General features: G+C 60.0%; 11 protein-coding genes and 1 pseudogene. 2 read left to right on the top strand and 10 right to left on the bottom strand.

The genetic code is table 11. The features are described from left to right. Positions 1–199: 199 nt before the first annotated feature. From IWX64_RS15680 to IWX64_RS15640, 9 genes and pseudogenes are all read right to left on the bottom strand, one after another. A complete protein-coding gene (locus IWX64_RS15680) occupies positions 200–1597 on the bottom strand; it encodes a TRAFs-binding domain-containing protein (RefSeq protein ID WP_196868063.1) in 1398 nt (465 codons plus the stop codon). Positions 1598–2117: 520 nt separating this feature from the next. Then, a pseudogene (locus tag IWX64_RS17355) lies at positions 2118–2324 on the bottom strand (transposase); the annotation flags it as partial. A gap of 559 nt (positions 2325–2883) precedes the next feature. Then, positions 2884–4206 carry an ATP-dependent nuclease gene (locus IWX64_RS15670; protein WP_196868062.1) on the bottom strand — a complete coding sequence of 441 codons (1323 nt, stop codon included), beginning with the start codon at positions 4204–4206 and terminating at the stop codon, positions 2884–2886. Positions 4207–5095: 889 nt separating this feature from the next. Beyond that, positions 5096–6328 carry a saccharopine dehydrogenase family protein gene (locus tag IWX64_RS15665; protein WP_196868061.1) on the bottom strand — a complete coding sequence of 411 codons (1233 nt, stop codon included), beginning with the start codon at positions 6326–6328 and terminating at the stop codon, positions 5096–5098. A 173-nt stretch (positions 6329–6501) separates the two neighbouring features. Continuing rightward, the gene (locus tag IWX64_RS15660; protein ID WP_196868060.1) at positions 6502–7680 is read right to left on the bottom strand and encodes a serine hydrolase domain-containing protein; all 1179 of its coding nucleotides are present in this window, start codon (positions 7678–7680) and stop codon (positions 6502–6504) included. Continuing rightward, positions 7677–8657: a glycoside hydrolase family 68 protein gene (locus IWX64_RS15655; RefSeq protein ID WP_196868059.1), complete on the bottom strand. Its 981-nt coding sequence runs from the start codon at positions 8655–8657 to the stop codon at positions 7677–7679. The genes IWX64_RS15660 and IWX64_RS15655 overlap by 4 nt, the downstream gene beginning before the upstream one ends. A 38-nt stretch (positions 8658–8695) precedes the next feature. Continuing rightward, complete coding sequence (locus IWX64_RS15650; protein ID WP_196868058.1) at positions 8696–9520, bottom strand: carbohydrate ABC transporter permease; 825 nt, start codon at positions 9518–9520, stop codon at positions 8696–8698. Further along, entirely contained in the window at positions 9520–10503 is a 984-nt protein-coding gene (locus IWX64_RS15645) for a carbohydrate ABC transporter permease (RefSeq protein WP_196868057.1), read from the bottom strand. The genes IWX64_RS15650 and IWX64_RS15645 overlap by 1 nt, the downstream gene beginning before the upstream one ends. Continuing rightward, complete coding sequence (locus tag IWX64_RS15640) at positions 10503–11870, bottom strand: ABC transporter substrate-binding protein (protein ID WP_334683354.1); 1368 nt, start codon at positions 11868–11870, stop codon at positions 10503–10505. Before IWX64_RS15640 ends, IWX64_RS15645 begins: the two co-directional genes overlap by 1 nt. Positions 11871–12018: 148 nt before the next feature. Between IWX64_RS15640 and IWX64_RS15635 the strand changes: the two genes are divergently transcribed. Then, positions 12019–13041, top strand: a complete 1023-nt coding sequence (locus IWX64_RS15635; protein WP_196868056.1) for a LacI family DNA-binding transcriptional regulator — start codon at positions 12019–12021, stop codon at positions 13039–13041. 41 nt (positions 13042–13082) lie between these two features. Here the strand turns inward: IWX64_RS15635 and IWX64_RS15630 are convergent, their stop codons facing one another. Beyond that, positions 13083–14231, bottom strand: coding sequence for a baeRF3 domain-containing protein (locus tag IWX64_RS15630; protein ID WP_196868055.1), 1149 nt, complete (start codon positions 14229–14231; stop codon positions 13083–13085). A 210-nt stretch (positions 14232–14441) separates the two neighbouring features. Here IWX64_RS15630 and IWX64_RS15625 point away from each other — a divergent pair. Then, a partial coding sequence (locus IWX64_RS15625) for a helix-turn-helix domain-containing protein (protein WP_196868054.1) occupies positions 14442–14996 on the top strand: 555 nt, incomplete at its 3' end.

Here is a 14996-nt window from a genome sequence, read left to right as displayed (position 1 = left end):
CCCTCGGCTTCCGCAACCTCACCAACTACATCGCCAGATCACTACTCGAATCCGGCGGATTCAAACCGAAACTACACCCTCCATTGTGAAGAGCCGCATATCATCAACTTTAGATCCAAATTTCCAATGCGCATCTCTGGATTGTCGCACTTTGGATTGTGGCCCGCTGGCGCGGTCAGGCGCTCGGAGCTCACTGCCTTCATCTGCCACTGGCACTCGTGCAAAGGCGATCCACAATGTCACCCAACCAAGGAATCGGATGGTCGCGCTCAAGGGCTTCTTGCAATAAGATCAGATTTTCGGTGAGTGACTTGAAAGCCCATTGTGGTGGATCTAAATACAGCAATGTTTCTAACGCCTTTTGTGCGTCTTTTTCGTTGGCACGTCCGACCGCCAGCTCAAGTCTCGTTGCAACACCCCAGTGATCGCCGGACCCGATTTCTTGGCGTCCTGCTGCGGCAAAAGCGACAATCGGTGAGAGGTCCCGTGCGCGTCTAATATACTTCTTGCTTCCTTCGACGATCATCAACGTCACCGCATTAACTCCCGGATAGTAATCGCGGGAGTCCGTTCGAAAACCCTGTTCGTACGTTTCAATCGCTGTTATAAGTGCGGCATGCGCCGCCCTTGGGTCGTCTTTTCGTAACCGAATATACTCATCTTTATGGATTCGACCGAAGATTCCCATCGTCTCCGGCTTGGGACCCTCGTTCTTGACGATTGTTTCAACGATAGATATGGCTTGTTGGACATCGCCTGGCTCTCTTCGACGATTTAAAGCGAATGCGAGTTGCTGACGAATTGTAGAATGTTGACGTACCGCACCAGGAAGCTCGGCCTCCATGGTTACCATCTCATCGAAGGCTTCCAGATCACGGTAGGCCAAGAATAGATCTACGAGGAGATCAGTCGGCGTCTCGTTACCCAGAGTCGCTATCTGAACTCTAATTCCAGCTAACTTTTGCAATGCTTTATTTCTTGAACCGCCGTCAGTCGAACCAACCGACGAGATCGCGCGGATTTCATTACTCAAACTGATTAATGGCTTTGTTCTGTACTTGAAGCTTTCAGTTGCCTCGTGCGACAGGGTGACCCCTGGGTAATCACGAATGAGCTGAAACAAGGGACTGTCGGAGGCAGTGTCCTCCCGGCAATCCTGGAACCGCTGCACTAGAATTTCGAATAGGGAATTGCGAGACTTTTTCCTCAGGCGCCCCCCTCCGTCCAGCTTGTACGGAATCGCTCGAATAGGTGAGACGTCGAATGGTAGTGGACTGACCGTAGCGTAGGTTGAAATCGTTGCACGGGGGCGAGTTGCATGGCGGATCCCAAGCTCATACATAACATTAGGGCTGGCAAGAGTAAGATCAGCTAGAACAATTTCCGAGAGAACAAGCCGCTCAAACATTGCCAGATGTACAAAACCGCCAAGACGCTCCCCGTCGGCGCGTACAGGATCTAGGCCCGCTTCTTCAGCTGCTGGTCGGAAAACAGTGTCCCAGATATCGTCGAAGTCGATTACTAATCCAGTGGCAGATTCTCTTTTTTTACCGTAGGGCATAGCAATGAACGCCATTGGCTTCAATGCGTCGTTCATTCGCGGGACTCCTCGCACGTGTGCACAGCCAAATCCTTATACTGCTAGTTAGTGTCTCATGCGAGAGGCTGGAAAGCTTGGATTCTTGTTATGTGCCGCGCCAATGGCCATCCGTTAGATGGCTCAATAGCCTAGTCACGGCAACTGACCGGCACGAGCCCCATACCAACTTTCGAATAGTGGCCTGTCAGTTTGCTCGATCATAGATCGTGATTTTAAACATGGCCCGACCTAGGGTGCTGATGGCCCAAAGGGGAGTGCTCTCCGTCGACCAGAAAGAAGCAACAAATTCCTGGGTGAGTGGCGGATGGCAGCGTCTACGCTGACGGTTGTCCGGGACGTGGGGTTCAGGCCATCCCTCTAATCAATAGCTCAGCCGAGGACAGTGTGCCCGCCACCAACTCCATGCTGTTCACCCGATGACCTATCTCGACGAGCGCATCGATCATCGGGGGAATCCTTTTAGGTCGGGCCTGTCCTCTTCGAACAGCTTCGATGCTTTCCTCAGGATCGTTACCTATTATTCAAGGAGCCGGATCCGCTCTCTCACCTTCGCCAGCTCAATGCTCTCCGGCATTGTGATGCCGTTGCGTTCACCGCAGTCGATCTGATCTTGGCGAACCCAGTTATGAATCGCCGCCGCGATGACGCCGATTTCGAGCGCAGCTGTCGTGATGGGTTTGCCGGCCCGAACGAGCTCGACAGCCCTCCTTCGGAACTCGGCAGGAAAGGGACGTGGCCTAGGTGAAACTTCTCAACAGGCGCCCGAGCCTCAGACCATAGCCGGTAACCAAACCATGGGGCACGTCGAAGGTCTCAAGCAAAGCTTCAGCAATCCCTCTTTTACGCGAAGCGAATCGAGAATGAGTGAGTTCCACAAGCCGGTGATTCTCTTCGCCGAGGAAGCAACTTCGTTCAGAGGAGGCTTGTTTCGCCCCTCACGAACTCCTCTTGCGCCGCCAATGCCTTTTCGAGGGCGCCGCAAACCGTTATCCAGATATCCGCCCACTCCTGGTCATCATTGCGCCGGGCCTCGGCTTTGGACTTCAACGAGTTTCCTATTGACGATTTTGCGTTGTCCTTCAAACGAAAACGCATGAGTTTGCCCGATGCATCGATCTGGTACTCATGGAACTGACCAGGGTTCTTGTCGTATAGATCAGCGACCCATTCATCGGGGAATAGTCCCTCAATCGCAAATCCGGCGCGCCCATAGACATACTCTTTGTTTGGGTTAAAGGGGACCCCGAGATTGTTGAAGAACGAGCTCAGCCCGCTGACCGCTTTTACGCCCGCGTCGTCTCGTCAAAGAGACTGACGGTGGGTTGCTCCCTTCGAAGAATCTCATAATTTGCCCGCAGGAAGCCTGCAAGTTCTGAAGCACCACCGCGATCGCTCAGAGTCGCCTGCCGCAGCATCGGCCATTGACAACCTACCCAGTGCTCGGACTTAGCAAGGAACCAACGGAGATGTTGCGAGTCTGATTGGCCCTCCGTAAACACCGTCAACGTCCCCAGCGAGAAGTAGTCGGCAAAACGGAGGCCTATGCCACGACGAAGTGCAGACGTTGCTTTCTCATGCGAAGTAAAGGATTCAATGACCGTAGAGCCGTCTCCGTCGAGGTGGGTACCCACAACACGTTTCGGGTCGTGGGGGACAAAAGCCATCGAGTGGCTCGTCATGATGACAGTTGCAGAATGCCCGAGAGTGTCGAGCAACTTCGTCGCGTTGTGGGAGAGCTTGGGGTGTAGGAAGGACTCTGGTTCTTCCACCAACCATATGGATTTCTTCTTGAGCGCCTTCTCGCGTTCGGTGACCCAGTGTAGAGCCGCCATGAAAGCCAAACTTTGAGTTCCTTGACCTTTGCGAGACAGCGACGTTTTGTAAGGATCGCTGAGGTAGAAATCGAATCCACCCAGGACATTCTCGATGGATCCTCCCCTAAATCCGAACGAAGCCGATAGGCCATTTACTCCACTCGCGACAAGCGCGTCTGTGATGTTGGATGAAACTCCGTCCAATTCTTCCTCGATCGCCTGGATTTGTGGAGTCAGCACATCAACAACCACTGCCCGGATGAATGGGGTAAGTACATCGTCAATGAGCTCCCGCATGCTTTTTTCCGACGGAATGAAGTGACAGTTGAAGTTACCGAGCAGGTCGATAACAAGCTGTTTCTGTACCTTACTTATCGAGGCCTGGACACTTCGATCTTTCGGACGCCTTTGGTTCGGAAAGAATGAATACGTCGGGTTATCAGACCCCGAGAACGTGAGGTATAAGGCGACGGACGGACCTGGCCGTGTCAGCTCAAACATTGCGTATAGCCGATCTAGCTCCCGATAAAACTCAAGATCCGCTTCGTCAACATCACCTTCAAAATATCCGACTATGCTAGTTCGCGCCCCGCGTCCCTGCGGCGAATCGCTGGAGACTGTGTAGCCGTGGCCATTATCATGCCCTGTGAAAAGCATCTGAACAGCTTGAAGGAGATTGGTCTTTCCGCTGTTGTTGGGCCCGATCACAGTAAGCGTTTGGCTTAAGTCGAGAAATTGTTCCTGTGGACCAATCGTCCGGAAGTTTTTTACACGCACGCCGACTAGTCGCATTCAAGCACTCCTAAGAATTGCCTTCGGCGGTTGCTCCACCTATGGCAGCTATGTTCCGTCACGAGCGGACACTAAAGCTGATCATATCGGGTTGCACGAAACTCACTTTCACCCTTTCGCAAACGCCCCGTCGAAAATACCGGTTAGTTCGCGGGAGAGGCGTCCGCAGAGCGATCCTTCGGCGGGATGCTTTCGGTCACTACCAGTTTGGGACAACATGACGCACTTTGGCGTGCGGCTCATCCGGCATACCGCGAAAAGTACCTAGGAGAATTTATCGTTTTTTAGGATTCATTTAGGCGCTATTAAGGGAGGTGCATCGTCCATTCGTTCCACTCGCCACCGTTCACAAGAGCACCAGCTTGCAGCTGCGCAGCCACCTCTGGTGGATATATGTCAGACAATGCCCCTGGCCTAAGCGCTACTTGGCCCGTTCCCCAAAGCCCGGCAAGTCGGAAGTAGTCTGCAAGTGGTCGAAGTTCGGAATCTTCCCAGCCCAGTTGCTGAAACAGCATAGCTATGAGAACCGCCACGGGCTTCGGCTCCGGCTGTTCCGACTCTTCGTGCCACCGCGTATACATTGTCAGAGGTCCGCCCTCTTCCGGCAACCCATAGGGATTGTTGGTCCCTGACCAGTCGTCACCAGAATATGTGGCTCCCATGTATGGCAGCTTGCCGAGGTGCCAGTGGGGCTCACAAGTTCCTGCGGGAAGACCTCCCCCAGCGTCATCGCGTGGTTGGGCCAGTCAATGAGCCCCGGTTCAGCTGCGGCAATCTGCATCTGGACCAGCTCGCGCAGGCTCTCGTGCGCCTCCAGATGGGCGATGTTCAACGACTTCCGCTTCCTGCAGGGCTAAAGCTCAGAAATTGCGGTCCGATTCCGCTTTCATCAGGTGAGGGAGGTGACCTCGTAGGTATGGCCTGCGGAGCGCAGCCGCTCCACCAGGACGATGCCGAGGGCAGTCGCCGGGGTCAGCGATCCTGTGAGGGGCGGCAGGCGGTCGCCGTCCAAGGCAAGTGAGAGCGCTGCCTCCCCGGCCATCACGGCGGTGGCGGCGTATCCCGGGTCGCCGGGCCCGGCTGCTACGACCCGGTACCGCCGGCCGCTCTCCGTGGAAGCAGTCACCTGAGAATGGAACCAGCCTGAGCGCCGCGCGGCCTCACTCGGGCCCTCACCGGACGCCGGAAGGACGCGGTCCAGTAGTTTCCTCGTGAGAGGAAGGGCCAGTGCGGCTCCGAACACCCGTAGACCGAGCGCCGTCGCTCCGGCAATGACGGCGCCGACGGGCCCGCGCCCCATGCCCATCACCTCGCTGTATCGCAGGGACCTGCCGTAGGCCCAACTCTGCAGGGCGTTACTGCGACGCACGATCCGCGTGTTCGCCGACGCCATGATGAAGGGAGCGGTCCGCTGGCCGTCCTCCGACCGGCCGACCCACCCCAGATCCGACGGCTGCCTGGTCGAGGGCTCCGCCGTCCGGTCCGGACTGAGGGAGTAGGGATCGCCCGCGAGCGATCGCAGCACAGGGTCCGCCCGCATACCGTCGAACTGCCCACGCATCGACTCAATAGTGCCGCCACTGAAGCCGCCCTTCGCCCTGGCAACGAGCTGCACCTCGGTTAGTCCACCCGCACCATCGGCCTCCGCAGCCTGGTGCAGGAGAAGCACCGCGAGGTCGGACGGGACGGAATCATAGCCGCACGCATGGACGATCCGTGCACCTGTAGTCCTTGCCAGGGCCTCCCAACGGTCGATGGCTTCACGGACGAAAGACACCTCACCCGTCAGATCCCCGTAGTGGGTGCCGGCGCGGGCACACGCCTCGACAACCGGCAGCCCATACTTCGCGTAGGGACCCACCGTGGTGAAGAGAACCCTAGTGCCCGCGGCAAGCGCCGAGAGCGATTCAGGACGCTCCGAATCGGCCTCGATGAGGGCCCAGTCCTGTGCGGCGACGGGCAGCCTGGAGCGTACGGCCTCGAGCTTCACCCTCGATCTCCCCGCGAGTCCCACGCGCAAGCCCGGAGGAGCGTGGTTCGCAAGATATCCGGCGATCAGTTCCCCGACGAAGCCGGTCGCACCGAAAAGGACCAGATCGTGATCGCGCGCTAGAGCCTCCATGCCAGCAGTCTTCCACAGCAGAAACTACCAATTCCAACTGTCACCTGAACCTTCAGCAGTCCCACCCTTCGTCCGCTGCGGGACGAACCACCCGGTCTTTCCGTGTGGAGCGTTCCTATTCAACGCCGATATGCCGACCAGATACCGACCGGAGCAGGCGCAGTATTCGTCGTTTAGCTGACGAGGATCGTGCGCAGCTCGTCGACGATGCTCGTGGCCCTTTGGTCGTCGCCGGCTTCCATCCAGTTGGTCACGAACGCGATGCTGAGACCCAGCTCCGGTTCGGCGAACGACACCTGCCCTCCGGCGCCGTCGTGACCGAACCCGTTGGCAGAAACGTAGTGCCGCGCCTCCGAGTCGAGCTGGAAACCAGCGCCCCAACGCGGCCACGGTGCGGGTGCGAGGAACACCGGTGAACCTTCGCTTCGTGCCTCGTTAGCCAGCTTGAGGACGGTCGGGTCGAGTCGCCGAGTCGTGGCAGTGTCATGGATGACCGACGACCAGGCAGCTGACATCCCTCGGGCGGTGGCGATGCCGCCAGCTCCGGGGAACGAGCCAGCCCTGACATCGGACCGATTGAAGCCGGAGTTGGGGCTCACCAGTTCCTGAGGGAAGGCCTCCCCCAGCGTCATGGCGTGGTTGGGCCAGTCAATGACCCCGGGGTCGGCAGCTGCAATCTGCATCTCGACCAACTCACGCAGGCTCTCCCCTGCCTCCAGGTGGGCAATGTTCAATTGTTCGTCCACAGGGACTCCCACCCGAAGGTCAGCATCCAGCGGTCCCGCGAGGGTTTCAGCCAAGTATTCACCGGGCATCTTCCCGGTGATGCGGCGAATAATCTCGCCTGTAATCCAGCCGTGGGTCAGCGCGTGGTACCCGTAGCCGGAGCCGGGCTCCCACAGCGGTTCCTGACGAGCGAGCAACTCGGTCATGGTCTCCCAGTCAAGTGCTTCCTCAAGTGTTACCGACTGTCGAGGCGCCGATACGCCCGCCCGATGGGACAGCGCGTCACCGACGGTGACCCCGCCCTTACCGTGAGCGCCGAACTCCGGCCAAACGTCAGTGATCGGTGTTTCGTAATCCAGTCGGCCGGCTTCAACGAGCCGGGCGATGAGGATTGACATGATCCCCTTGGTGCAGGAGAAGACAACCGTTGACGTGTCGCGGGTCCAGGGTGTGGAGTCGCGAGCGTCAGCCACCCCGCCCCAGAGGTCCACCGCGAGTTCACCCTGATAATGCACTGCCAAGGCTGCACCCATCCGGGGCCGCCCCTCGAAAGCAGCCGTAAACGCGTCCCGCACCGAGACGAAGCGCTCATTGACTGTGCCTTGAATACCGTTGATGTCGCTCACGCGTTGACCTTTGCTCGTGCAGTTGAAACCGAAAGTGATCCATCCGTCGCCCATGACAAAGGTAAGGGATCCGAAATGCCGCTGATGAATGTGCCGTCCCGGTCAACGTTCTCGAACGCCAACAGGACCCACTGCCCCGACCGGGTTTGCACCGCACGTCCGGCGTAAAGATGCTGGTTGGTCAACCGAACCGCAGCTGCAGTATCAAGTGGTCCCTCCAGAGAGTCGGACTCGAGGGGCAGCGCCCAAATCCCACCCTGCGCGCCGTCCGCCTCCCGCGCTCCGGCGAGGTGCCCGGTATCGCAGGAGAAGAGGAGCACTGACCGGCCCTCGATGGTCACCAGTTGCACAACTTCGATGTGGGCGAACCCTGCACCCGGCTCGCTCAACGGCGGCTGGGTGGTCCAGTGCTCCAGATCCGGCGACGTGACATGCCCTATGACTCCGCGGTCCTGGGCAACACCCGAGCGGGCCCGTGCGGTGATCAGCATGTGCCACAGCCCGGTGGAGTCCCGATGGATCCACGGGTCCCGCCACGTCTCTTCATGCCAGCTGCCATCGGCCAGGGTCTCGTACCAGCGGGGGTCCGCCGAGATCCGGTCCGGCTGCTTGGTCCAGGACGCCAAATCCGATGACACGGCCCGGCCGACCGTCTCCACGTTGGTGATGACATCCGGGGACAGGAACTGCGAACCGGTGTAGAACATGTTCCACACGCCGTCGTCGCCGCGGATCACGCTGCCGGTCCAGGTGGCGCTGCCGTCAAAGGAACCGGGCTCCCCAGGTTCAAGCACCACTCCATGGTCTTTCCAGGTCGTCAGATCCGTTGACGTCGCGTGCCCCACCCGGGCGTTCCGGTGCCGGAGATGGGGATCCCCCAGCGACTTCGGGGCGTGGAGGTAGAACAGGTGGTGAGTGTCGCCGTCGTCGGCGTGCCAGAAATCCCAGACCCAATGGTCGGCGAGAGCGAAGCTCATGGTGGTGGTCCTTGATTGAAGCGGGAGGTGAAGCGGCGTCAGCCCTTGACGGCACCCTGGAGCAGTGCGCGGACAAACTGGCGCTGGAAGATCAGGAACACGATGATGGCCGGGGTGATGATGAGCAGCGCCCCCGCATTCAGGAGCGGAATACTCAGCGAGTACTGCCCCTGGAAGAACGTCAGCGCACCAGCTACCGTTCGATCGAGCGGGTTGGCGATCAGCACCACCGGCAGGAGGAACTGGTTCCAGGTCCAGAGGAACAGCAGGATCGCCAGCGCCGAGAGAGCAGGCACGGCAAGCGGGAGCTGGATCTGCCGGAACTCCTGCCAGATCGAGGCACCATCCACCCGGGAGGCTTCGGAGAGTTCGCGCGGCACGTTGATGAAGTGGGCGCGCATCCAGAACACGCTGAACGGCATGAACAGTCCCAGCAGCGGGAAAATCACTGCCCACTGAGTGTTGAGCGTGCCCATCGCCTGGGACTGGTAGTACAGCGGGATAATCAGCGCTTCGAACGGGATGGTGAGCCCGGCGACGAAAAAGATCAGGATCGCCCGTCCACCCTTGGGCGCCAACGCTCCCAACGCGTAGCCCGCGAGGGTGGCGATCAGCAGCGACGCCGGCACCACGCCCAGCACGATGAACGCGCTGGACTGCATGAGCCGCCAGACGTTGCCCACCTCGAACGCGGTGATGAAGTTGCCCCATTGGGGGTCGGTGGGCCAGACGAGTCCGGTGGGATTCCGGTCCGCGGGCTGCAGCGCCGCTGACAGCATGCTGATCAGGGGCAGGAGGGTGAGGATGATGGCTACTGCCAGCAGCAGTCGGCCCAGGAAGAGTTCGCTACGGCTGGTACGCATCAGTCGTTTACCTTCGAAAGTCGCTGGATGGGAAGCACCACGAGCAGAACCAGGACCATCAGCACCATGCCGAAGGCCGATGCCAGTCCGACGTCGCTCTGGGTGAACCCGATCCGGAAGATGGAGATACCGGGCACCAGGGTGGCGCGGCCCGGTCCACCCTGGGTGGAGGTGTAGATGATGTCGAAGCTGCTCAGCGCGGCAATGATGGTCAGGGTCGCGAGGACGGCGATTTCCTGACGCAGCCCGGGCAGGGTCACGGTGAAGAATTCACGCCACCAGCCGGCGCCGTCGAGCCGGACGGCCTCATAGAGCGACGAGTCGATCTTGCCGATGCCGGTCAGCAGCAGCACCGTACACAGTCCGGTGAGGACCCAGGAGCCGATGAGCCCGACGGCGGGAAGCGCCGTGTCGTAATCGGCAAGCCAGGAGCGCGTGATGCCGCCGAGGCCGATCGCTTCCAGGAACTGGTTGACCGTGCCGGTCTGGGCGTACATCCATGACCAGGCGATACCCGCTGCGGCGAGCGGAACGATCTGCGGCAGGAACAGGATGGTCTGCGCCGCTGACGACGCCGGCCCCTGACGCATGGACCGGATGAGGCTGGCCAGCATCAGACCGGTGGCAATGGGGATCAGGGTGAAGAAGAGGATCAGCGTGATCGCGTTCAGGATGGACCCCAGCAAAACGGGGTTCGTCAGCACTTCGACGTAATTCGCGATCCCAATAAAGGTGGAGACGCCGACGCCGTTCCAGTCGTAGAACGAGTACTGCAGACCCATCAGCATCGGGAAGATCACGAACCCGATGTACACGGCGAGTGCGGGGAGCAGCATGAGCCAGGCCGAGTAGCCTGCCCGTCCTACTGATCTGCGTTTACGCTGCTTGGGGATGGCCACTACCGGCCCTGTCGGTGCCGAACCGGTGGCTGCTGGTTCGCCTTGCCCAGTGTCGCGGACAGGGCCGGTGGTGGCCTCCTGCATTACTCGCCTACTTCATTCTCGTAGAACTCCTGCACGCGAGTGACAAACTCTTCGCCAGTGATCATGGAAGTGACGAGCAGTTGCGACTCGGGGATGATCGCTCCAGCGTAGATGCCGGCCGTGGTGTTGGACATGAAGTCCACCTGGCCGTTCTCTTCACCGATCTGAGCTGCCATTTCGAGTGCGTTGGCAATGAGCGATCCCTCTTCAACGGTGGGCTGTTCCAGCGCGGGGTCGCCACCGGGGGAAGCACCGGTCACATCGGTGATGATCTGGCGGGCCGCTGGGTCGGTGTGGATCCAGTCGAGGAAGTACGCGGTGGTGTCCAGGTCGTCCGAGCCGGCGGCTACGGAGAACGAGTTCGCTGCACCCATGGCAACGTGGTCGCCACCTTCTTCAACGGGCGGGACGAGGAAGAATTCGACGTCGTCGCCCAGTGCCTCCTGGTAGTTGGCTGCTTCCCAGTTGCCGTTGAAGGCGAACAGGCCTTCGCCTTCGGAGAAGCGGGTCACGAAGGTGAAGTAGTCAACGGCGTTGATGTCCTCGGGGAAGTAGCCCTCGTCAGCCCAGGTGCGGATGAGCTCGGCGCCCTCGATGTTGCCCTCGGTGTTGTAGCTGCTGCCGGGTTCGTTGAACATCCAGGACAGGAACTCGTCCTTGTCGGCGTACTGGTTCATGGCCGCCTGGACCACGAAGTTCACGACGCCGTCCTGGTCGCCGGCCATGATGGGTACCTCGCCGGCTTCCTTCGCCGTCGCGAGGTCTTCCTCCAGCTCGGCCATCGTCTGCGGAGGTCCGTCGATGCCCAGTTCCTCGGCAATGGCGGTGTTCATGTAGATACCGGTGACGCTGTAGCCGAGTCCCACCTGGTAGAGCGGGCCGGAGCCGCGGGTGCCTTCGTCGTTCATCCGCAGCGGAGCAAGCTGTGTTTCGGGCCAGGCGTCCCAGCCGTAGGCCTCGGCATAGGGATCGAGGTTGGCGAGCAGTCCATCATTGGCGGCTTCACCAATGGTCGGCAGGCGGATCAGGTCCGGCGGGTTGTCGCCGGCCAGCAGCCGGGGAGCGTTGGCTGTGAGGTTCTGGAACGTATCGCGTGTGATTTCGAAGGTGACATTGGGGTGCTGCTTGGTGAACTCTTCAGCCAGCACGTCGGTCACCGGGAAGCCGGTTTCGTCAGCAATGGTCAGCGTGACCTCTTCGCTGGTGAGCTCGGTGCTGACCTCGACGGCGGCTGCTTCAGACGCGTCCTCATCTGACGGTGCGCTGCCGCCGGGGGCACAACCGGCCAGGGCGAAGCCAGCGGCGGCCATGAAGGCTACTACGGCAACGGGTCGACGGCGGCCAGGGCGCCGTAGTGGTGAATTCATGGGTGACTCCTTCGTCGATGACTCTCTGCACAAGATCCACAGGGGCGAATGCTAAATCCATTCAGCACCCAGCTTGCTGCCTAAATCAGGATTCCGCAAGTAGTTTGCCAAGTCGTTATCAACAGTTAGCATCGAGCAGGAGGATTTGATGACCACCAAGCGTGTGACCCTTGCCGACGTCGCACGTCGGGCAGGTTTGTCGTCTTCTGCCGCATCGATGATCCTCAACGGCCGCCCGGATACCCGGCTCTCCCAGGACGCCCACGATCGGGTCAACCGGGCTGCCGCGGAGTTGGGGTACCGGCCCAACGTCGCCGCCCGCAGCCTCCGGGTCGACAAGACCCAGACCATCGGTTTCATCTCGGACACCGTCGCCACCACCCGTTTCGCGAGCGGCCTGATCAAGGGCGCCCTCGCCGCCGCCGAACAGGCGGAACACGTCATCCTGCTGGCCGAGACCGGCGGGGATCCGGCCCGCGAAACCGAGGCCATCGCTGCGCTACTGGACCGGCAGGTGGACGGCATTGTCTTCGCCACCATGCGCTCACGGGAAGTCGAGGTGCCCGCCCTTCCCGGAAACACCCGCGTGGTGTTGCTCAACGCGCTCAGCGATCGCTACACCACCTCGGTGCTGCCGGATGAAGAGCAGGGTGGTCGGGCCGCCGTCGCCCTCCTCGCGGATGCTGGCCACCGTGACGGAATTGTCCTACTGGGCCACAATGCAGTGGTCGAACGGGATCTCTTCCGGTCAACCACCGTCGCCCGCCGGCTCGCGGGCATTCGTGCGGAAATGCAGGACCGTGGTTTGAGCTTCGCGAGCGAGGAATCCGTCTGGGACTGGGACCCCCACAATGGGTATGCCCTCGTGGATGCCCTCCTCGCTGACGGGGCGCACCCGCGGGCGCTGCTGTGCCTCAACGACCCCCTCGCGTTTGGTGCCTACCAGGCGCTGACGGAACATGGGCTGCGCGTTCCCGACGACGTCTCGATCGTCTCGTTCGATAACGACGAAATCGCGTCGTACCTTCGCCCCGGCCTGACCACGATAGCCCTGCCCCATGAGGAAATGGGGGCACGCGCCGTCGAGTTGCTCCTGGATGGATCGGCGGCGCAGGGCGAGCATCTCGTCCAGATGCCCGTCATCGTGCGCGACTCCATCCGCCGGGGCTAGCGAAGAACCGTGTTATTGCCGGTATTCATTCCGTAGGTATCTCAATAGCGCAGGATAGCCACTGCCTCTGTATCCGCGGGAAGGTCGTCGACCGACATCACATGGACGTCCCCTCCGTGTTGCAGGGTCTCCGTTGCGGCGACATTTAACAGATCTTCCGATACGTTTCCAGGAGTGAGCTCCATCTCCACCTTGTCGGTCTCTCTGTCATAGCGCCCCCAGATCGGCGCGCCGTCCCGGAGAAGCAAGCTCCTGATCCGTCCCTGATGTGAGGCCCGAACGATGTCCGCTAGGCTGTTCGTCGCTGTCGCGTCGCCCCGGCCCAGAAGTGCAGCGGCATCTGACAGGGATTTCATCCGCCCGCGATCCAGCCGCTCCCGGACCTTCGCATAGGCCAGACGGTGCAGCTCGTGAGAATCCAGTGCATTCGGGTTGGTGTCGACCGTGCCTGCAAGGAGTGGTCCAAGATCACGTGACTGCTGGAAATGACCGCTGATTTCCGCATCAGCAACGAGTACAAAAGGTTGTGGGCGTGCGGTCAGGATATGCTCTGCCGCTTTCGCGACGTCCGCGACAAATTCCAATAGACGTGTCTTCTTGAAGTCGGGTGGGCTATCTCCGTAAACCTGAGCATTCGGAATGTTCGCTGAACCGACATTGGGACGCGCGGGAGGGCTGGCCTGTAACGGATTTTCATAATCACTCTCGATTGGCTCCCTCGCGGGCAGCTCGGCAGTAGCGTCCTCGGTCATTTGGAACCGTGACGCATTGAACAAAGTTGCCTTTTCGGCGGTGACAGTCAGGACGGAAAATTGGCCGTCCGACTCGAGCAGCGGCAATAGGGGCCGGAGATGAAATCGGTCTCCCACAACGACCCCTTCGTCAAGGTTCAACGGAACCCGATAGTCGTGTGTCTGTCCTTCATCGATGAAGAGTGCCAATCCTGTGCTTTGGTGCTGCCAGAATTCGCGATCTTCAAGGAATGCTGTTGCGGGGGAAAGCATGGGATCGATATCTGTGTCGGTCAGGCCCGCCGCAGCGAGTTTCGATCTGGCATCCGCCAGCAGGTTCTTCAGACGAATCGGGTCCTGCCTGATTTCTTTTCCTTTGGGGTGCGTCTGCATGAATATGGACACCGCGGCGGATGGACTCCTGGTCATCAAATGGGTCAGATCGGTTTGCGTGAACAAGGCGATCTCCTTTCGCTGATTGTGCCCGACGCCGCTCTGGCGCGCACCGCTCAAGTGGCTAAACATCCAAGACCAGCGAACTTTTCGTCGCCTTCGACGCTACCAATTCCTGCTGACCAGGAACGGCATCAGGCATCCTCTTCCTGTCTTTCGATCCTAGTGTAGCGTGTCGTTGGTTCCTTTGTGTCTGATCTTTGTCAGACTTGATCCATGGTTTATCTGGCGAGGGCTTTGGAATTGCGTGACGGGGACCGGGGCGCCTTGGAAGTGCTGACGCGTGGGAATTCTTCCTCGGCGACGTTAGCGTTGCGGGCACGCACAGTTTTGTTGGCTTCCGCCGGGATGCCGAATATCCAGATCGAGCAGATCACGGGGTTTTCAGCGCCCACGGTTTTGAAGTGGCGCAACCGCTATGCCGAGGGCGGGATCGAGGCCCTGTCCGATGTCCAGCGTCCGGGCCGGGAGCGAGAAATCGATGAACTTGCCTTGATCGCGGACACCCTGGCCAATGACGGGAAACCGCCGGCCGAATTGGGGATCTCGCACTGGTCCGCCCGCATCATGGCCGAACGCCACGGAGTCTCCTTTTCCTCTGTGGCCCGGATTTGGCGTCGTTGGAAAATCCAGCCGCACCGGATCGAGACCTTCAAGTTCTCCACCGATCCCGCCCTGGAGTTCAAGCTCCGGGACGTGGTGGGCCTGTATATGTCTCCGCCGGAAAACGCGGTGGTGGTCAGTGTCGATGAGAAGACCCAAATCCAGGCA

The sequence above is a fragment of the Arthrobacter sp. CAN_A212 genome, from assembly GCF_015752345.1.
Taxonomy (GTDB): Bacteria; Actinomycetota; Actinomycetes; order Actinomycetales; family Micrococcaceae; genus Arthrobacter_D.
The sequence above is the reverse complement of the archived record's forward strand: the minus strand, read 5'-3'. Positions and strand labels throughout refer to the sequence as shown.